Here is a 19118-nt window from a genome sequence, read left to right as displayed (position 1 = left end):
GGGTGAGAGCGTGAACATATTTTGATCAGCACGGCCCTATCTCACTCATTCTTCTGCCACGACTTTTAGGCCTGCCTCTAGCGCCTTATCTAAATCAGGGCGAGAGCGTGAACGTTTTTTGAACAGAAAGGCTCAATATTGTTGCTCATAAAACAGACAAAAAGTATGAGAGTTTAGCTGATACGCAATAGATGTATTCAAAATTGAGCTGTAATTTTCGCCCTAACACATCCAATTAGGTTAAAAATCAAGCAGCTCAGTTGATTATAAAGTATTCACGCTCTTGCCCTGTTATCTAAATACGCTATATCCATACTGGCGATTTTCTGTTTGCGCCGAATACTGGTTTTTTTGGTCGTTTCGGCTCGTAACATGTTTAAAGCAAAATGTATCATGGTGGCTAATATTTCGGCTGATTCTCCGTTATAGATTGGACATTTGTCTTCATTCATAGAGACATCAAGCACCCAGTGTAGGCTATTTTCTATGCCCCAATGACCCCGAACGGCTCCAGCAAATCTGGATAGGTCTAATTCAGCATAACTGATGTAGTAGCGGTATTCTAAAGAGTATTGCTGGCTTTTCTTTTCAAAGCGATACCCCAAGGCGACGCCAATACTTTTCAAGCCTGTCCATTCTTCGAATGACCCGACTAAAGCGGTAGCTGGTAATACCTTGAGACCTTTGCACGAAATGTTTTTAAATATGAGAATATAAACCGACACTCACAATCAATAGATCACCCCAATGGCTTGGAAAAATATTAAACAGCGTAGCTTAGCCGATGCGATGTTTGTTACACACGAAGCAATCAAAGAATTAGATGGACTAAATGAGCTCATTAATTGGTCCCGTGTAGAACCGCATTTATCACAGATCCATACTAGCCCTAGAGGCGAGAAAGCGTGGCCGCCTTTATTTATGTTTAAAGCTCTCTTACTTCAGTGTTGGTATAACCTGAGTGATCCTCAATTGGAAAAACAGCTCGCGAGGGACTTGTTATTCAGACGTTTTGTTGAGTTAGATTTATCGGAATCCGTCCCAGATCACAGTACATTTTGGCGCTTTCGTCAAACACTTGAAAAGTTGGAGTTAATGGAGGTACTTCTGTCAGAGATTAACCAGCAACTGAGTGAACAAGGCTTATATATCAAAATGGGCGAGGTCAGCATTATCGATGCCAGCGTGATCGAAGCCAACCGAAGTCGCCCTAATAAGGGAAAGGGTGGCGGTTCTACTCAAGATTCTGAAGCGGATTGGAACGTCAAAAACGGCTCAGATGGAAAGCGTAAAAGTACCTATGGCTTTAAGGCCCATCTGTGTGTGGATGAAGATGGGCCTTAAAGCAACGGATTACAGTAAAGGCAGCTCGCACGATTCGAATCACTTTATAGGGTTGCTAACGGGCGATGAACCCGCTGCTTACGCAGACAGCGCTTATCAGAGTGAAAAACATGAACAGTGGCTGGACAACCATGGTATTGAAAATCGCATGACCAAGCGGGCTTATCGAAATCGACCTTTGTCAGAAAAAGAGAAACGGTTTAACCGACTTCATAACGGTGTCCGCAGTACGGTTGAACGAGTGATTGGTGTCTTAAAGCAACACAATGGTATGGCAAAAGCGGGTTACCTTGGGATAGTTCGAAACCGTACACGTTTTGAACTGATGAGTGTAGCCCACAATATCAAACGAGGGTTCTCGATACAGCAAGAAAGTTGCGCCTAAAACGGGGGAAAGGTGATGGATATTCACTTACCTAGAAGTATTTAGGCCTAAATATACCCCCAAATACCTCAAAAATGCGCGGTTAGGAATTTGGTTTGAGCGAAGCCTTACCATGCAAAGGTCTCATTAAATGCAATAGGTCGAGGGTTTTTCAGGGGCGAATAATTGAATCTAATCATTCGATTTCATAAATACATTACTTCATTTTTAATGACTTGATATAAGGTTGGTTCGTGATATTTTTACCCTATAAATAAAAATAATAACGTAGGAATGGAAATATCTATGATGAATCAGTGCCAATACAAGACAGTAAAGTCTTTCTCTCAATGTAAACTTCCCTCGCTTTGTTTAAATTTGGTTGCCGCCTCGTTATTGAGTGTTTCAGTCGCTGCTCAGGCGGACAATACTCAAGCGGTGCCCGATACTCAAAGCCAAACTCGTCCTAATATTCTATTGATCGTCGCAGACGATTTGGGATACTCGGATCTGAGTGCGTTTGGTAGTGAAATCCAAACCCCCAATATTGATGCGTTAGCAAAACAGGGTCGCATGCTCACCAACTTTCATACCGCTGCTGTTTGCTCGCCGACTCGAGCTAGCCTGATGACTGGAGTTGATCATCACCTAGCTGGCATTGGTAATATGGCGGAAGTTGTAGGGCTTAATATTCTTCAAAATAAACCGATTAATGCGCCTTGGGGAAAATCTAATTCTTATGATTTTGATGATATTCCCGACCAATACGATGGCCATTTGAGCAAAAATACAGAAACCATTGCTGAGCTTTTGTCTGATGCTGGTTATCATACTTATATGGTAGGTAAGTGGCATTTGGGGTATGACGTGAAAGCACCAAATGCGAAACAAAAGCGTTGGTTTAGAGTCGATAAAAGTGCGTTACCACATGCTAGAGGGTTTGAAAAAAGTTACATATTAGTGGATGGTGCGGGTTCTCATTTTGCGCCTTCTACACCGCCAACCCCCCTTGATTTGACGCTTTATTCTGAGAATGGTCATGTATTTCCTGCCAAGAAATTACCGAAAAATTTTTATTCTACAGAGTTTTATACCAATAAGCTGATTAGCGATATTGATGCCGACCATGCGGATGGAAAACCTTTCTTTGCTTATGCGGCCTATACATCTCCTCATTGGCCTTTGCAAGCGCCTCAGGCTGATATTGATGCTCAAAAAGGGCGTTATGATGTGGGTTACGATGTGATTAGAAAGCAGCGTCTTGCTCGAATGAAAAAGTTAGGGTTATTAAAAGATGTTGATCAGCCTAATACTGGATCGATTGGGCCAAAACGTTGGAATCAGTTGACTCCGACCGAAAAACTAAAACAAGCTAAGGCCATGGAAATCTATGCGGCGATGGTGACCAACTTAGATCGACATATAGGCAAACTGATTACCCATCTTAAAAGCATTCACGAATACAACAACACATTGATTGTCTTTATGTCAGATAATGGGGCAGAAGGCGCGCCTGCTTTCTTATTGCCTATTCCTGGCACGAAAGTGGATAATTCTTTGAATAATATGGGCAAACCAGGCTCTGTTGTGGCTTATGGCCCTCGTTGGGCAGAAGTGAGTTCAACACCATTTCGCTTATTTAAAGGGTTTACTGGTGCAGAAGGAGGCACTTCTTCTCCTCTTATTATTAAGTTGAATGGTCAAACAGATCATCGGCCGGCATCATCGGCCCGTATGCAAGTGACTGATATTTTACCTACCTTGCTGGATGCGGCTGGGGTCCCTTTGCCAGGATCAACCTATAAAGGTAAAACGATTTATCCTCCTAAAGGAATCTCTTTCTTACCCGCTTTAGAACAACCTAATGGCTTTACGAACGTGCATGCGAAAGGGACGGTGTTGGCTGATGAGCTAATGGGAGCAAGTTATGTTGTACGTGACCGTTGGAAATTGGCACAGCAACCGCCTTTGGGCAAAAAACCTGTTTTTCGAAAAAATGTGCCTTTTGCTTTGTATGACATAACGAAAGACAGAGGCGAAATGAAGGATGTGGCTGCTCAGCATCCGAAAGTGGTAACGGAGCTGAAAAAAGATTATCAGAATTACGTTATCCAGAACAAGGTGTTAGAGCAAGCTGCCTCTTACAATGGTCGATAATAAATACTGGTTAGGTGGGTATGAGATGGTGGATATGCAACGGATTAACAACTTTGGCGTCATGGCCAAGCCCAGCAGCTCGGTATGCAATATAGACTGTACTTACTGTTTCTATCTGGAAAAAGAGCACCTTTATCCAGATAGGAAAAAGCAGTGGCGAATGAATGACGGCACCTTAGAAAACTATATTCGTGATCAAATTCAATCTCAGAAAGGGGATGTTATTGACTTTGTTTGGCAAGGAGGGGAGCCCACATTATTAGGTGTGGACTTCTTTCGCCAAGCAATGGCGTTGCAAGAGCAATATCGAGGTCATAAATCGGTAACCAATGCTTTGCAAACTAATGCCACCTTACTGGATGATGATTGGGCAAGATTCCTTAAAGAGCACCAGTTTTTGGTGGGTGTTTCCATTGATGGCGATCGTATTAGTAATGATACGTATCGACTTTCTCGTAAGGGAAAAAGTACTTTCGACGAGACTTTAGCTGGCATTGAATTACTCAAAAAATACCGAGTGGATTTTAATACTCTGACGGTTGTGAATGCAGAAAATGTCAAACGTCCATTGAATGTGTATGCTTTTCTAAAGCGTATCGGCTCTCAATACATGCAGTTTATTCCCTTGGTTGAGCGTCAAGCGATTCGTCCTGATCGTAATGGCTTAACGCTTATCCAGCCTACGTTTGAAGGGGAGTCCAATCTGGCTGAATGGTCGGTTCCGGCTAAAGCGTATGGTAAGTTTCTTAATACGATTTTTGATCATTGGGTCCAACATGATCTGGGCAAAATTTTTGTCATGAACTTTGAACAAACCATGAGTCAGCTTGTTGGACGTCCCGGTGCTTGTGTGTTTAATGAAACATGTGGCAATGGTTTGGCTATGGAATCGAATGGGGATGTGTATTCCTGTGATCACTATGTGTACCCAGAGCACAAACTGGGGAATGTGAATGAATCCTCATTGATCGATTTGGTTAACTTGCCGAAAAATCTGACATTCGGTCAAGATAAATTGACTAATATCAGTGTAGATTGCCTGCATTGTGAGGTGCGCTCTGTTTGTCATGGCGGGTGTCCAAAGCATCGCTTTGAATTCTCTAGCGATGGACGATTTAATCGTAATTATTTGTGTGATGGGTTTAAAACTCACTTTACTCATGTTGTGCCTAAAATGGCTGAAACCATCGGTTTGTTGAACCATCAACAGCCGATGAAGAAAATCAAGCATGAGATAAAGCGTAAATTCTATTCTTGAGGAGGTGATACAAAGGGCCTTATGGTAAGGCCCTTTGTAACAAGTAATGTTTTAATTATCCGCATTCATGTTGATGGTGGCGGTTTTGAGAATATTTCTTAGCCAGATAAGTCCTTCGTCGTTGTTTCTGTATTGGTGCCATTGAACACATTGTTGCATAGCAGGAATGTCAAAGGGTAAAGGTAGGATTTTAAGTGGCCATACTTTGGCCATTTTTTTGGCTAATCGGGCATGAATTGTTACGATATTTTCTGAGCCAATGACCATCGCAGGTAAGGCGACAAAGCTAAACGTCGTTGCGACTAAACGTCTTTTTATACCGTATTTTTGGGTAAATGAGGTTTCAAAAAAGTCTTTATTAATGCCTGCTGGCCGCATCAGAATATGACCCGCTTGGGCATACTTCTCTGGGGTTAATTTTCCTTTAGCGATCTCGCTGTAGCGCCATACGACACAGACAAACTCTTCATCATGAAGCACATCTCTTGGATGGTCTTTGGACATAAAGTCGGCAGGAATGATGAGTAAATCGGCGTTGCCTTTTTCCAGCTGTTCGTGTGGATTAACGACCTGTGCTAAAAATTGAAAACGTGCCGTGCTTTTTTGTTTACTGATGATCTCCAGTGCGTGAGGGGCAAGTACTGTTTGCGTATAATCTGAGCAGAAAATACTAAAGATGCGATCTGTGGTCATCGGGTCAAACGTGGGTTGGACTAGTATTGTGCTTTCTATGTTGTTCAAAGCGTTTCGTACATTCGTTTTGAGGCTTTCACCTAATGGGGTGATGACCATCTTCCGACCAATTTGGGTCAACAAATCGTCTTCAAAATAATCCCTTAATCGAGCAAGAGAATTGCTGAGAGCAGAAGGGCTCATATTGAGTTTTTCAGCGCCTTTGGTAATGCTTTGTTCGGTGAGTAGTGTGTCTAACGCTACCAATAGATTTAGGTCGAGTTTTTTAAAGCGCATGTTGATTCTCATTTCTTAATTATTTTTTTAGTATTCGATGGTATCGAATGGTTGATGTAATTTAAAGGGCTTTTCTGAAAGATCGTGGTTTAATATCATGCAGTTTGCCCATCTACCCATGAGAGCCTATCTATGGCCGCAGAATGGAGGATGAGGCCTTGTCTATCAAAAAACATGGAGACAGATATGGATAAGCCCAGCATTTTAACCGAGGTGCCTAATATCGCCCCAGGTGTGATTCCCGACGAAGTAAACTTGATGAATTCGGTAAATCTGGAAGGGTTGGACGTTCAGTATGCTTATCATTCCGGGCGAGCTTATAAGTTAACATTTTATGATGATCGGGTTTCGTTTACTCAACTTGATGCAGGACATATTCCTACCTTGACGGTTCCGTACCGAGCTAAAAAAATCCGTAAGGGGATGTTTTTGGTTCATTGGTTAGTCCCTGGGAGAATAGGCCATGTGACTCTCATTTTGGATCTAGATAATAGGTGTATTCATGCTTCAGCACTCATGCCTGGGCAAATGGAACTTTTTGATGAGGGTCCTATTGTTGATGTAAAACATGGCACATACACACAATAATCAGTTAACCGCACTTAGGTTTAAAGTCTATGAAATACTTTAACCAGTATCGTGACTTTTTGTGGCTCAATAGGGAATGATAAAGCGACGGTGATGATTGATGTTGTGAGCAAGCGCAGCATCAATTCATTTGTTATAATGCGACCAGCTTGTGCGGCTACTGAACTCTAATGTTTGCTTTCATATCAGTGCCATATTTCCTCACTTTTTCTCGTCTTTTACAGCGTGCCCCTCATGTTATTAGTTGCAGCGTTTTAACGCATGAAGGGAGCGCACCTTTATCAAGACTTAGGCTTGTCACTATGTTTCAAAGCCGCTTTCTTATTTTCATAGGACACCGTGTCATGGTGACACTCATGCTCACTTTGATGGTGTCTTTAATGATGTTCTATTTCGCTGGTTGGCGATGAAAGTCAGTAAGCAGCAGAAGCGATTGTTTTAAAATGCATCTGATTCTCATTACGGAATATTGTTGTCAACCATTCGATGGGGTCGAATGGTTGATTTAATTTAAAGGGTTTTCCTGAGTCATCGAGGTCATTTACCTTTATCGTGTTCTTGAAAGATAAAAATAAAAACTGAGAGGAAGAACAAGTGAAAACAATCAACTCAACGCCATTTCGACTCAAAGCTTTGGCTATTGCTGTCGTTTCTAGTGCTTCAACTGCTTACGGGTTTGAAATTGATACAAACAACCCTGATATCAGGGCGAGCCTCGACAATACGATCAAATACAGCACGGCGGTTCGAACGAAGAGTGCCTCCTCGGGGCTTACTCAGGGGCAAGCTGCTGCTAATTTTAATGATGGGGATAATAATTTTGATAAGGGTCTGGTGTCCGACCGTTTAGACTTGTTGTCTGAATTTGATTTGTCTTACAAAAATGTTGGTGCGCGTGTCAGTGCAGCGGCGTGGTATGACGATGTTTATCATCACCATACCGATAACGATATGGGGAATTCGTCAGCAAATCACTCACCAGCTAATGAATTTTCAGATCATACCAAAAAGGTCATGGGCGGCGATGCTGAGATCCTTGATGCCTTTGTGTACGGCCGGTTTCCGGTAAAAGAGGGTATGGAAGGTACGATTCGTGCGGGGCGTTTTAGTCAGCTTTGGGGCGAAAGTTTATTTTTTGGCTCTAATGGTATTGCTGGTGGTCAATCGCCAGTGGATGTGGTGAAGCTCTCTTCTGTCCCTAATTCCCAGTTCAAAGAGACCATCCGCCCAACAGGAAAAGTGTCTATAGACCTGCCTCTTTCAGAGTCTGTTTCAGTCGGTGCCTATGTTGGTTATGAATGGGAAAAGTCTCGTTTTCTACCCGCAGGCTCTTATCTTTCTACAGGTGATACGTTAGGTGGTGAAAGACTGCTTGCAGGGCAAAACGGCAGCTTTGCTAAGACTAATGATGAAAAAGGGTCTGACTCTGGTCAATATGGTGTGGAACTTAAGTGGAGCAATTACGATATTGATGCGGATTTTGGTTTGTATGCGATTCGTTACAATGCCACAGCACCTAGTAATCTTTACACCATTCTCAATTCTTCTTTTCAACCTAGTCAATATAAGTTTGCTTATGCAGATGGTATCGAAGCTTATGGTGCCAGTATGGCAAAAAGTGTTGGTATTTGGAGTTTAGCCGGCGAGGTTTCTTATCGCCATAATACGCCTTTATCCAGTACGTCACAAACCATATCACCTTCAACCCCACAATACGATAACGACAATAATCCAGGGTATGCGGTGGGTGAAACCGCCCATGCTCAGTTTTCTTGGATTGCCAGTCTTGGGCCAAGTTTCATTTCTAACGAAGCCAGCTTTCTTGGTGAGGTCGCTTGGAATACTCGCGTAAAAACCACCAAAAATAAAAGCATGTTAAATCCGAACGCAGATCGTTCTGCGGTCGGTATGAGAGTGGTATTTAAACCCACGTACCGTCAATTATTTGATGGAGTAGATGTATCACCTTCGATTGGTTATGGCCATACCTGGGGTAAATCTTCTGCGGTTGGCCCATCATTTGGCGTCGATGGTGGTGGAGACATCAACCTTGGTGTTAGTGCAATTTACTTAAATCGCTGGAAGGGGTCGTTAAGTTACATCAGGTACTTAGGGGATGAAGGTGTTTTCAATGAACAGGCAAGCAATGGCTCTAATGCAACCTTCAAACAATCACAAAAAGACCGAGATTTCATCTCTGCTTCTGTAAGTACGACGTTTTAATTTATGGAGACTGGCAATGTATAAAAATAAAAAACATGCGTTCAGTATTTTGTTTGCAGCAATGGCGTTAAGTTGTTTTTCAGTATTAACTCATGCGGCGGTAAGTGCAGAACAAGCGGCACGACTTGGTGCTGATTTAACACCTTTTGGTGCCGAAAAAGCAGGTAGCAGTGACGGAATGATTCCCGCTTGGACGGGGGGGTTTAATCATCCAATTAAAGGCGAAGTGCTAGGTGGTAAGCGTCTTGACCCTTATAAAGATGAGAAACCGTTATATACCGTTACGTTTCAAAACATGGCGAAGTATGCGGATCATTTAACAGATGGCGTTAAAGCCATGCTGAAAAAATACCCTAATACCTATCGCCTGAATGTCTACCCAACTCATAGAACCGCAACCGCACCAGGGTGGGTGTATGACTTTACAAAGCAAAATGCTTTAAAGGCTAAGTTAGAAGGACAGAAGGTCGTGGGGGCGTATGGTGGTATTCCCTTTCCGATTCCTCATAATGGTTTAGAAGCCATCAACAATCATCGCTTATCTTGGCGTGGAGTGAGCTGGGAAACTGACGTTAACCAGTACCAAATTACCTCTAGCGGCAAAGTCGTCTTGACCACAGACGGCCTCTTGAAGGTACAAAAGCCTTATTACTTTGAAGAAGGTTCAAGCAAGGATTTCGATGGCTATTTTTACGAAATCAACTTAGAAAACTATGGTCCGCCAATTCGCGCAGGTGAGCGTATTGTAGGTCGTACTAACTTAGATGCTGATAAATCAAAGTCTTATGTGTATTTGGCTGGTCAGCGTCGTGTGCGCCGATTACCTAATGCTTGTTGTGATACGCCGACGCCAGCGACGGCTGGTTTGATGTCATTTGATGAATTAAGTGTGTTTTCTGGTCGTACTGATGTCTTTGATTGGAAGTTGTTAGGCAAAAAAGAAATGCTGATTCCTTACAACGAAAATCGCTTTCTACAGTACCCAGATAAAGACATCATTACAGGCCATTTTTTGAATCCAGAAGCGGTGCGTTGGGAAATGCATAGGGTTTGGGTTGTCGAAGCTACTCTGGCTAAGGGCAAACGGCACCAAGCTGCTCGTAGTATGTATTACCTTGATGAAGATACTTGGCAAGCAGTATTAGGCGATCGTTGGGATTCAAAAGGACAGTTATGGAAAACGTTGTGGCAGTTAAATTACATCATGCCGGAATTCCCCGGTACTATTCCACAAACTTTTGGCTTCTATAACCTGTTATCAGGAGAAGCTTATGTGGCCAATGTCATGAACGACAAACGATTCCAAAATAAGCCAGTGAAGCGTTTCCCAACCAGTACCTTTACCGGACAAGGTTTGGCACGCCAAGGCAATAGATAAGATGAATTTGATGTTCATTTGAGCAAAAAACTGAGCATCTTAGGGCGAGTTTAGCTTTTATTTTCCTTTAAGTTAGCTGGCCTCTAGATGCGTTTTATACGGACTTTAGAGTCGCTATTGGAGTATTTATGTTTCGTTACTTTCCTACTAATTATCCATGGGATCTTTCTATTAATCTGGCTTTAGAGATGGGTGCTAGAATCGGTGAGATTGAAGAAATGTGTTCGCCGCTTCATGAGGCGGCTAAAGCGAAAGACGCCACTGGCTCTAAAGCTTTTCGTGATAGCTGGGAGCGCATGGCTGACAAACTCTGTGAATTAGCAAAAGAAGATGAAGAACGTGGTCGTTTCATATCTGCGGGTGATAAATACGGCCGTGCTGCGACGTATTATTCAACCGCTGAGCGTTTGCAGGGACATGGCTCACCGGGTCGCGTTATGTTATACCAGCGTTTTCAAGAAGTGTTTTTACTGGGTCTTAAACTTGCCAAAGAAAATTGTGAACGTGTTGAAATTCCCTATGAGGGAACGCATCTGTCTGCTTTGTATGTGCGTGCAGAAGGCGTTGACGGTAAGGCGCCCGTATTGGTTCAAGTGAATGGCTTAGATTCAACCAAAGAAATGAAATACCGCGTTGGCTTACCTGTGTGGCTAGCGAAACGCGGTGTGTCGTCTTTGATTGTCGATCAGCCAGGTACAGGTGAAGCAATTCGTTTGCAAGGTTTAACCGCGCGTTACGACAGTGAGCATTGGGCGAGCCGTGTGGTCGATTGGTTGGAGACACGCGAAGAAATTGATGCCAAACGCATTGGGATGGAAGGGGTGTCATTAGGTGGTTATTACTGCCCTCGTGCCGTGGCTTTCGAACCACGTTTCGCCTGCGGTGTTGTTTGGGGGGCAAACCATGATTGGCGTGATGTGCAAAAACGTCGTCTTGAAAAAGAGGGGAGTTTCCCTGTTCCACACTATTGGGAGCATGTGCGTTGGGTGTGGGGAGCGAAAGACATGGATGATTTCATGGACATTGCTGAGAAGGTCCATCTTGATGGTGTGCTAGATCGAATTAAGGTGCCGTTCCTAGTAACTCATGGTGAAAAAGATTCACAAATTCCATTGAAATGGGCGCACCGTACTTACGAGCAGCTAATCAATAGCCCAAATAGAGAGCTGAAGGTCTTTACCAATCGTGAAGGAGGTGTTCAGCATTCTAGTTTTGACAATTCTGCGAATGCAGGGGCTTACATCGCCGATTGGGTGGCAGAAACTCTGAATGGCCATACGGCTTAAGCGAAAAGAGGATAACAACAATGAAGATAGTCGGATTAGAAACCATCATTTTTGGTGTGGAAGATGTTCCAGCTTGTTCCACATTTTTAACGGATTATGGATTGATCCCAGTTGACGTTACGGAGACGGGTGGTCGTTTTGAGGCGCTAGATGGCACCGCCGTGGTGTTAGCTCAGGCCTCTGACGCAAGTATTCCGGCCAGCATCGGTAATGGCTGCATGATGCGAAAAACCGTGATGGGGGTTGCAGATCAACACACCATCGAAGCGATTAAAGAAGAGCTTGGTAAAGATCGAGAAGTGCGTACTCTGGCAGATGGTGCTATTGAGTCAACTGATGACTCAGGTTTTGTGATTGGTTTTCAAGTGACGCAACGTAAAACGCTGCATCTTGCTGGTGAAATTTCTAACGTACCAGGCTCGCCCTTCCAACGACCTGTAAACCACCTTGCTGTGCAAGATGACGTTGAGCAAATTCGTCCTCGTACCTTGTCGCATATCGTGTATTTCGTACCGGACCCCGTTAAAGCGGAGGCCTTTTATGTTGAGCGATTAGGTTTTCGTTGTACTGATCGCTTTGAAGGAACAGGGCCATTTTTACAACCAGCTGGCACGTTGGATCACCACACTCATTTTCTCATTGGTGCGCCACCATTTATGCAAGGCGTTGAGCACTTTACATTCCATTTCGGTGGGCCAACCGAAATGATGCAAAACGGTACTCGTTTTATTGAAAAGGGGTATCAAGCTTTTTGGGGCCCCGGTCGCCATATTTTTGGTTCTAACTGGTTTTGGTACTTTAACAGTCCATTTGCCTGTCACATCGAAATGGATGCAGACATGGATTTACATGATGAAAACTGGATTCCTCGTGTCGCTACATCGGATGCAGATACATCACAAACATTCCTAATGCGACATAGAGGTAAGTGGGCACCGGGTAAGGATTCAGGAAAGAATGGCGCTTATGAATAGCTCGATGAAACCTTTGTTCGAGACTTCTTGAAAAGGTTTCAATATTTAAGTAATGACAAATATAAAAAGTGCTTTTGGGGTGTGGTAGAGAGCCCTATATCCACCCCATTAGACACTTAGAAGCGACTTGTGTCGCCACCACCAGATAACAATAAATAAAGTGGATGGTAATAGTATGTTGATGATATCTGTGAGTTGTAGTATGTCTTCTTTTATGGATAAAAGAAAAATCGCCTCCTTTAGAGGGGGTGTATTATGAGCTATCGTTTTGGCTTTAAAGGCAATGTCGCACTGATGATTTCCAATTGTGCTGGTATGCTAGATTTAGTGGCCTTACCTTTATGGGTTGGCATTTTGGTGGCTTCTTATCATTTTAACAGTCAGCAAGCTGGTGGCTTAGTTACCTTGTTTTTGCTTGGTGCATTCTGTGCCAGTGTGTTGATTGCCCCGTGTTTTAACCGATTGAATCGTCGGTTAGTGTCCACGTCCGGTTTTATCTGCGCAGGATTGTGTTTCTTCGCCGCATCTCAAGTCGTCAGTTATGTTCAGTTGGCTGTTTTACATATTGTGGCCGGAATCAGCGCGAGTTGTGCGTTAAGCATGGCTCATGGCACCTTTGCACGAGGCGAGAACCCACATCGGTTATTTTCCATTGCTGGCTTTACTCTTGGGATAATGGGCTTCATTTTTATGGGGGTCACGCCGAACATTACTAAAGTTGCTGGTGGACACTCGTTGTTCATTATTTTTGGCGGTATTATGACGATTGCGTCTCTTGTATGCGCGTTCGCTTTTCCATCCTTACGCTTTTCCGAAGACGCATCGAAAAACGCACATCGCGTAACGAAACCGCTGACGAACATTCCGCTCAGTGTTTGGTTTGGTATGGTTGGCATCAGTCTAATGGCGGTTACTCAGGCGATGACGTTTAGCTTTATGGAGCGAGTAGGTCATTATCGAGGTTTTAGTCCAGACTCAATCACGGTGGTATTGGTGGTGTTGGCGTTGATTAATATCGCCGCGGCTGCTTTGGCGGGCATTTTTGAAAAGCGTCTGTCTGTTCGTGTTGTGTTGTTTTTTGGCCCTGCGTTACAAATTCTCTTATCCAATATTATGATGAACGCAACCGGTTTTGCTTTTTATGCGGTGTCGGCAGCGTGCTTTGTTTCCTTAATGATCTTCACTCATACCTTTGTTTTTGGTCTGCTTGCTCGTTTAGATACGTCTGGTCGAGCCATGGCCGCAACGCCTGCCATGCTGATGATTGGCGCGGCTGTTGGCCCTGTATTAGGCGGTACCATTATTAAATTATCGGGTTACTCCGGTATTGGTTTGGCGGCTTTGTTGTTCGGTACGATTAGTATCATTTGCTTCATATGTGTCTTTCGTCGAAGTGTCACCGTGGCTCAATCTGAGTCTGTGTTATGAGGGACACTATGTTTTATAAAAATAAAACGGTCGCAATGCTGGCGAGCTCTCATTTTTACCGTTGGTTCATGGCTTGTTCGCTGTTGGTTTTTTTGCTTTGTCGAGCGGGTAGCTCCTATGCCGCCGTTGCTGATGCCATTAATCGCCCAGCGACTTTGTCCAAATTAGGGGCACATTCCGTTCTTTTGGATGCGGCACTTGTTGGTAAACAGATCATTGCGGTTGGAGAAAGAGGATTGATCCTACGCTCTGATGACAATGGTTCAACGTGGCATCAACTTCCTTCACCTGTGAGTGTGACATTAACGGGAGTGAAATTTTTTGATACAAAAAATGGTTATGTTATTGGTCATGGCGGTATTGTTTTGCGAACCACAGACGGTGGAGCCACCTGGCATCGACAGTTAAATGGTCGTCAGCTAGCGGCGAATGTGCTTATTCAAGCGCAAAAAAGTCAAGATCAACCCGCTATCAAACGGGCAAAACGACTGGTTGCAGATGGGCCCGATAAACCTTTCTTAGACATGTTATTACTTGGGCCGAAACACCTTGTTGTGGTTGGTGCGTATGGTTTTGCTTTTGAGAGCAAAAATGCTGGAAAAACTTGGGTATCTTGGATGGGGCGTATTGATAACCCATTCGGTTTGCATTTATACAGCATTCGTAAACAAGGTGATCGTATTTTAATCGCTGGTGAGCAGGGCTTTGTTGCACTTTCTAATAATGATGGGCAAACGTTCAAAACAGTAGAAACGCCTTATGCAGGCAGCTTTTTTACCGCTCAGCTAATAGGAAAAAAGCAAATCGTGCTAGCAGGATTGCGTGGTAATACCTTCATATCAAACAATAATGGTCAAGACTGGAAAAAAGTAAAAAATCCTGTGAGCTCGTCGATTGTCGCATCGATGGTTCAACCCAATGGCCGACTTATTATGGCCGATCAGGCGGGTATTTTGTTGGGCTTGAAAAATAACATGCTGGTGCCGTTGATACGAAAACGTCTCCCTTCTCTGACGAATATTATTGAAACATCACAAAACAGTGTGTTGGCGTTAAGTATTCAAGGACCGATTAGGATGGGAGAGTTAAAATGAAGCATCAGACGTCAGAGTCCGTATCACCAGAAGAGGATTTTGATCCTAAGACAGGGTCTTTTATTGAACGGGCATTATTTAACCACCGTTTGATCGTTATTATCATCTGTACATTGTTGACAGGGTTATTGGGTTGGCAAGCGACCAAACTAACGATTAATGCGAGTTTTAAAAAAACCTTGCCGACGCATCAAGCGTATATTCAAAATTATCTGAAATACCAAAATGAATTAACAGGGTTAGGAAACGCATTACGGATTGCGGTTGTGAATCCCAAAGGTAGTATTTACGATGCGCATTATTTAGAGTTATTGCGTCAATTTAGCGATGAAGTGTTTCTTTTACCTGGTGTCGATCGAGTACAAATGAAGTCCTTATGGACGCCATCCACACGTTGGATTGGTATCACGGAAGAAGGGCTTGACGGTGGTCCGGTTATTCCAGAAGACTACGACGGCTCGCCCGCCAGTCTACAAGAGCTAAAAGCGAATGTGGCGCGTTCTGGACAAATTGGTCGATTGGTTGCAAAGGATGCCCATTCCACCATTATTTACATGCCGTTATTAAGTCAAGATGCCAGGGGCAAACCATTGGATTACGCAAAATATTCCAAAGCACTGGATTCGTTGCGTGATAAATATCAGAAAAAAGGTCTAGAAATCCATATTACTGGTTTTACCAAGGTGATGGGTGATCTCATCGCGGGAGTTCAATCGGTATTGTGGTTTTTTGCCTTGGCCGTGTTGATCGCGACCATCATGGTGTATTGGTATACACGCTGCGTTCGCTCTACCGTATTGGTGGTGTTTGCTTCCTTATTGGCGGTGGTTTGGCAGCTTGGGATACTGCCGGCGTTGGGGTATGTCTTGAACCCTTATTCGATTCTGGTTCCGTTTCTCGTGTTCGCCATTGGCATGAGTCATGGGGCACAGAAAATGAACGGCATTATGCAGGATGTTGGTCGTGGCTTTGATAAATTGGTGGCGGCACGCCTTACCTTCCGACGTTTATTTCTCGCTGGCTTAACCGCATTGTTGGCAGATGCCGTTGGTTTTGCCGTTTTGTTGGTGATTGATATTAAGGTGATTCAAGAGTTGGCCATTGCTGCCTCTATTGGGGTCGCGGTATTGATTTTTACTAACCTGATTTTATTGCCGATTATGCTGTCTTATGTTGGGGTCGGCAAAAAAGCGGCACAACGTAGTGTCATAAATGACATTGATTCCGCGCAGTCAAAAAAAGCCCCAGTGCTTTGGGTCTGGTTAGATAAATTTACCCAGCGCAAATGGGCGACTGGTGCGATCATCGGTGGGGTGCTGTTGGCTGTCGGTGCCTTTGCATTAAGTACCCATTTAAAAATTGGCGATCTTGATCAAGGAGCGCCAGAGCTACGTAAAGACAGCCGCTATAATCAAGATGTGGCGTTCATGAATCAGTATTATGCTGCGTCCAGTGATGTGTTGGCGATTATGGTGAAAACGCCAGATGGTGCCTGTTCGCAGTACGATACATTGAAAAAAGTAGATGCACTTGAATGGCAATTGCGGCAGTTACCCGGCGTGGAATCAACGAATTCACTGGCGTTGCTATCACGTCGTGTCTTATCGGGTTTAAACGAAGGTAATCCGAAATGGTATGAGTTCTTGCCGAATCAAAGTATGTTGAATTACATCACGGCTGGCGCACCTCGCGGTTTGTATAACAGCAGTTGTAATTTGTTGACACTTTATGTGTACTTAAAGGATCACAAAGCCGACACCCTAAGCAATATTGTGAATCACGTTACTGCCTTTGCCAAAGACAACGACACTAAAAATGTCAAATTCTTATTAGCAGCAGGTAGTGCGGGCATTCAAGCAGCGACCAACATCTCAGTGAAAGCCGCTTGGTATCAAATGCTGTTTTTGGTTTATGGTGCTGTTGCCTTGTTGTCTTTTATTACTTTTCGTTCAATTAAAGCCGTTATCGTGGCGATTCTGCCTCTTATGCTGACATCGATTATGGTGGAAGCTTTGATGGTGTTGCTTGGTATGGGGGTCAAGGTCGCTACATTGCCAGTGATTGCACTAGGGGTAGGGATTGGTATCGACTATGCCTTGTATATTTTATCCATCACTTTAATGGGATTACGTCAAGGCAACAGCTTGTCTACCTCTTACTTAAGAGCCCTTAATTTCACTGGTAAAGTGGTGATGTTGACGGGGATTACCTTGTCCGTTGGCGTTATTACTTGGGTGGCCAGTCCCATTAAATTCCAAGCGGATATGGGTTTACTACTCGCCTTTATGTTCATTTGGAATATGCTCGGCGCGCTGATTTTACTGCCTGCCCTTGCGCATTTTTTGCTCAAAACGAAATACGCAGGCAGTCTAGAAAGCAAGAATGAGCTTGAGGTATGAATCAGGAGACTGAGGTGAAAATACTGTGTCATATTAATGACCTTGAAGAAGGGGGGGCAAAAGGCTTTTTGGAAAACGATACAGGGCATGATTTGTTCTTCGTTGTAAAAAAAGAAGGTCGGCTATACGCGTGGCGTAATGCTTGCCCACATGTTGATGGCGCACCCATGGCATGGCGCAAAGACGCTTATATGGATGCACAAAAAACACACGTTACCTGTCATGCCCATGGCGCATTATTCGATGCAAAAACAGGTTTGTGTATCCAAGGCCCTTGTCTTGGTGAAAGTTTAGAGCGTATGCCTGTTCGCGTTAGTCAAACAGGCGATGTGACGATTTTATTAACCGATATTAGTTAACAATCTTTAGCGCTAATAATTGAGCTAGAACAACAAAAATAAGGAGTAGCAAGATGGCTGCAGTAAACAAAGTATTAGTCATTGGTGGTGGTTTCTCTGGCATGTCCGCAGCGATCAAAATGCGCAGTCATGGCATTGACGTGGACCTAGTAGAGATTGATCCAGAATGGTGTGAACTGGGTGCAGGGATCACCATTAACGGGGCTTCAATGCGCGCACTAGAAAACCTTGGATTGTACGATCAAGTGGTAGAACAAGGTTGCGTGACAGATGGCGTCGCTATTCATCTAGCTCACGGCCCACTAATAATGGAATTACCAACACCAAGCCCTGTTGGGTCAACCGTTGGTGGCAGTGGTGGTATTTTCCGTCCAACGCTGGCGCGCATTATGTCAAGCGCGACCCTTGAGTCTGGTGTCAATGTGCGTTTGGGTTGTACCTATACCGAGATCAAGCAAGAGCCAACCAGTGCCACGGTCACTTTTACCGATGGTAGCACGCAAACTTATGATCTAGTGGTCGGTGCCGATGGTGTGCATTCGACAATCCGCAAAGAATTCTTCCCTGAAGAAGCCGATCCTGAATACATAGGTCAAGGGGTATGGCGTGCCATTATGCCGCGCCCAGCCGAGATAGACCGTGTTCATATGTGGATGGGGAATCACCTAAAACTGGGTGTGAATCCGGTGTCTGATACCCATATGTATATGTTTATTACCGAAGATCGTCCTACTAAAGAACATATAGATAAGGCAACTTGGCCACAGGTCTTTGCAGGCTTAATGGAAGAATTTCCAAACCCAACGGTGAAAGCACTGATTCCTCATGCTTTGGCAGAAGGCGCAAATATAGATTATCGCCCGTTGGCTAATCTGTTAGTGAAAGCGCCTTGGAACCGTGGTCGTTTGATCATGATCGGCGATACGGTTGCCGCGACCACGCCACACTTAGCATCGGGTGCGGGTATTGGTATCGAGAGTGGCATCGTGTTGGCGGATGAACTTGCCGGCAATGAGGACCTTAATGTGGCGCTGGATAAATTCCATGAACGCCGCTGGGAGCGTTGCCGCATGGTGGTCGAAAACTCGGCTCGCTTGTGTCATATCGAAATCAATGGCGGCGACAAAACCGAGCATTCAAAAATTATGGGACAGTCCATGATGACGTTAAGTCAACCGATTTAAAGCCTAGACTCTAACTCCCTTAGGCAGTGTGATGGTGTCTGCAACTGATCACTGCCTCTTTTTAAATATCAGAAACCTTTGCGCTATATCGAGTAAAGATTTCTATAAGTGTT

13 protein-coding genes and 2 pseudogenes are annotated in these 19118 nt (G+C 44.0%); 13 read left to right on the top strand and 2 right to left on the bottom strand.

What is annotated here, in order from left to right; all coding sequences use genetic code 11:
- Positions 1-275: 275 nt before the first annotated feature.
- A pseudogene (locus AC0VYG_RS21360) lies at positions 276-674 on the bottom strand (ISAs1 family transposase); the annotation flags it as partial.
- A gap of 73 nt (positions 675-747) precedes the next feature.
- On the opposite strand from AC0VYG_RS21360, the pseudogene AC0VYG_RS21355 reads away from it, so the two are divergent.
- From AC0VYG_RS21355 to AC0VYG_RS21345, 3 genes and pseudogenes are all read left to right on the top strand, one after another.
- Positions 748-1729: pseudogene (locus AC0VYG_RS21355) on the top strand (IS5 family transposase).
- Between the two features lie 285 nt (positions 1730-2014).
- Positions 2015-3865, top strand: a complete 1851-nt coding sequence (locus tag AC0VYG_RS21350) for an arylsulfatase (protein WP_475429892.1) — start codon at positions 2015-2017, stop codon at positions 3863-3865.
- Complete coding sequence (locus AC0VYG_RS21345; protein WP_475429891.1) at positions 3855-5123, top strand: anaerobic sulfatase maturase; 1269 nt, start codon at positions 3855-3857, stop codon at positions 5121-5123. The genes AC0VYG_RS21350 and AC0VYG_RS21345 overlap by 11 nt, the downstream gene beginning before the upstream one ends.
- A gap of 51 nt (positions 5124-5174) precedes the next feature.
- On the opposite strand, the gene AC0VYG_RS21340 is transcribed toward AC0VYG_RS21345, so the two are convergent.
- On the bottom strand, positions 5175-6092 hold the full coding sequence (locus AC0VYG_RS21340; RefSeq protein WP_475429890.1) for a LysR family transcriptional regulator: 918 nt from the start codon (positions 6090-6092) through the stop codon (positions 5175-5177).
- Between the two features lie 186 nt (positions 6093-6278).
- On the opposite strand from AC0VYG_RS21340, the gene AC0VYG_RS21335 reads away from it, so the two are divergent.
- From AC0VYG_RS21335 to AC0VYG_RS21290, 10 genes are all read left to right on the top strand, one after another.
- Positions 6279-6680 carry a MoaF N-terminal domain-containing protein gene (locus AC0VYG_RS21335; protein ID WP_475429889.1) on the top strand — a complete coding sequence of 134 codons (402 nt, stop codon included), beginning with the start codon at positions 6279-6281 and terminating at the stop codon, positions 6678-6680.
- Positions 6681-7274: 594 nt separating this feature from the next.
- Entirely contained in the window at positions 7275-8903 is a 1629-nt protein-coding gene (locus AC0VYG_RS21330; protein WP_475429888.1) for a DUF1302 domain-containing protein, read from the top strand.
- A 16-nt stretch (positions 8904-8919) separates the two neighbouring features.
- Positions 8920-10281 carry a DUF1329 domain-containing protein gene (locus tag AC0VYG_RS21325; RefSeq protein WP_475429887.1) on the top strand — a complete coding sequence of 454 codons (1362 nt, stop codon included), beginning with the start codon at positions 8920-8922 and terminating at the stop codon, positions 10279-10281.
- A gap of 128 nt (positions 10282-10409) precedes the next feature.
- A complete protein-coding gene (locus tag AC0VYG_RS21320) occupies positions 10410-11567 on the top strand; it encodes an alpha/beta hydrolase family protein (RefSeq protein ID WP_475429886.1) in 1158 nt (385 codons plus the stop codon).
- Between the two features lie 20 nt (positions 11568-11587).
- On the top strand, positions 11588-12541 hold the full coding sequence (locus AC0VYG_RS21315) for a VOC family protein (RefSeq protein ID WP_475429885.1): 954 nt from the start codon (positions 11588-11590) through the stop codon (positions 12539-12541).
- A 255-nt stretch (positions 12542-12796) separates the two neighbouring features.
- A complete protein-coding gene (locus tag AC0VYG_RS21310; RefSeq protein ID WP_475429884.1) occupies positions 12797-13969 on the top strand; it encodes an MFS transporter in 1173 nt (390 codons plus the stop codon).
- A gap of 8 nt (positions 13970-13977) precedes the next feature.
- On the top strand, positions 13978-15063 hold the full coding sequence (locus AC0VYG_RS21305) for a WD40/YVTN/BNR-like repeat-containing protein (protein ID WP_475429883.1): 1086 nt from the start codon (positions 13978-13980) through the stop codon (positions 15061-15063).
- Positions 15060-17462, top strand: coding sequence for an efflux RND transporter permease subunit (locus AC0VYG_RS21300; RefSeq protein ID WP_475429882.1), 2403 nt, complete (start codon positions 15060-15062; stop codon positions 17460-17462). Before AC0VYG_RS21305 ends, AC0VYG_RS21300 begins: the two co-directional genes overlap by 4 nt.
- Complete coding sequence (locus tag AC0VYG_RS21295) at positions 17459-17821, top strand: Rieske (2Fe-2S) protein (RefSeq protein WP_475449876.1); 363 nt, start codon at positions 17459-17461, stop codon at positions 17819-17821. Before AC0VYG_RS21300 ends, AC0VYG_RS21295 begins: the two co-directional genes overlap by 4 nt.
- 53 nt (positions 17822-17874) lie before the next feature.
- Entirely contained in the window at positions 17875-19005 is a 1131-nt protein-coding gene (locus tag AC0VYG_RS21290) for an FAD-dependent oxidoreductase (RefSeq protein ID WP_475429880.1), read from the top strand.
- Positions 19006-19118: the final 113 nt, after the last annotated feature.

The sequence above is a fragment of the Marinomonas sp. 63XJN7_7_ISO-PGPR-S23-202 genome (assembly GCF_056173505.1).
Note: the sequence above shows the minus strand (reverse complement) of the source record. Positions and strands in the feature narration are given on the sequence as shown.

Bases quoted from the DNA above. Each gene is read 5' to 3' on its own strand.
- AC0VYG_RS21310 (WP_475429884.1), top strand. From the start codon at position 12,797: ATGAGCTATCGTTTTGGCTTTAAAGGCAATGTCGCACTGATGATTTCC.
- AC0VYG_RS21295 (WP_475449876.1), top strand. From the start codon at position 17,459: ATGAATCAGGAGACTGAGGTGAAAATACTGTGTCATATTAATGACCTT.
- AC0VYG_RS21345 (WP_475429891.1), top strand. From the start codon at position 3,855: ATGGTCGATAATAAATACTGGTTAGGTGGGTATGAGATGGTGGATATG.
- AC0VYG_RS21320 (WP_475429886.1), top strand. From the start codon at position 10,410: ATGTTTCGTTACTTTCCTACTAATTATCCATGGGATCTTTCTATTAAT.
- AC0VYG_RS21315 (WP_475429885.1), top strand. From the start codon at position 11,588: ATGAAGATAGTCGGATTAGAAACCATCATTTTTGGTGTGGAAGATGTT.
- AC0VYG_RS21305 (WP_475429883.1), top strand. From the start codon at position 13,978: ATGTTTTATAAAAATAAAACGGTCGCAATGCTGGCGAGCTCTCATTTT.
- AC0VYG_RS21335 (WP_475429889.1), top strand. From the start codon at position 6,279: ATGGATAAGCCCAGCATTTTAACCGAGGTGCCTAATATCGCCCCAGGT.
- AC0VYG_RS21290 (WP_475429880.1), top strand. From the start codon at position 17,875: ATGGCTGCAGTAAACAAAGTATTAGTCATTGGTGGTGGTTTCTCTGGC.
- AC0VYG_RS21340 (WP_475429890.1), bottom strand. From the start codon at position 6,092: ATGCGCTTTAAAAAACTCGACCTAAATCTATTGGTAGCGTTAGACACA.
- AC0VYG_RS21350 (WP_475429892.1), top strand. From the start codon at position 2,015: ATGATGAATCAGTGCCAATACAAGACAGTAAAGTCTTTCTCTCAATGT.
- AC0VYG_RS21325 (WP_475429887.1), top strand. From the start codon at position 8,920: ATGTATAAAAATAAAAAACATGCGTTCAGTATTTTGTTTGCAGCAATG.
- AC0VYG_RS21300 (WP_475429882.1), top strand. From the start codon at position 15,060: ATGAAGCATCAGACGTCAGAGTCCGTATCACCAGAAGAGGATTTTGAT.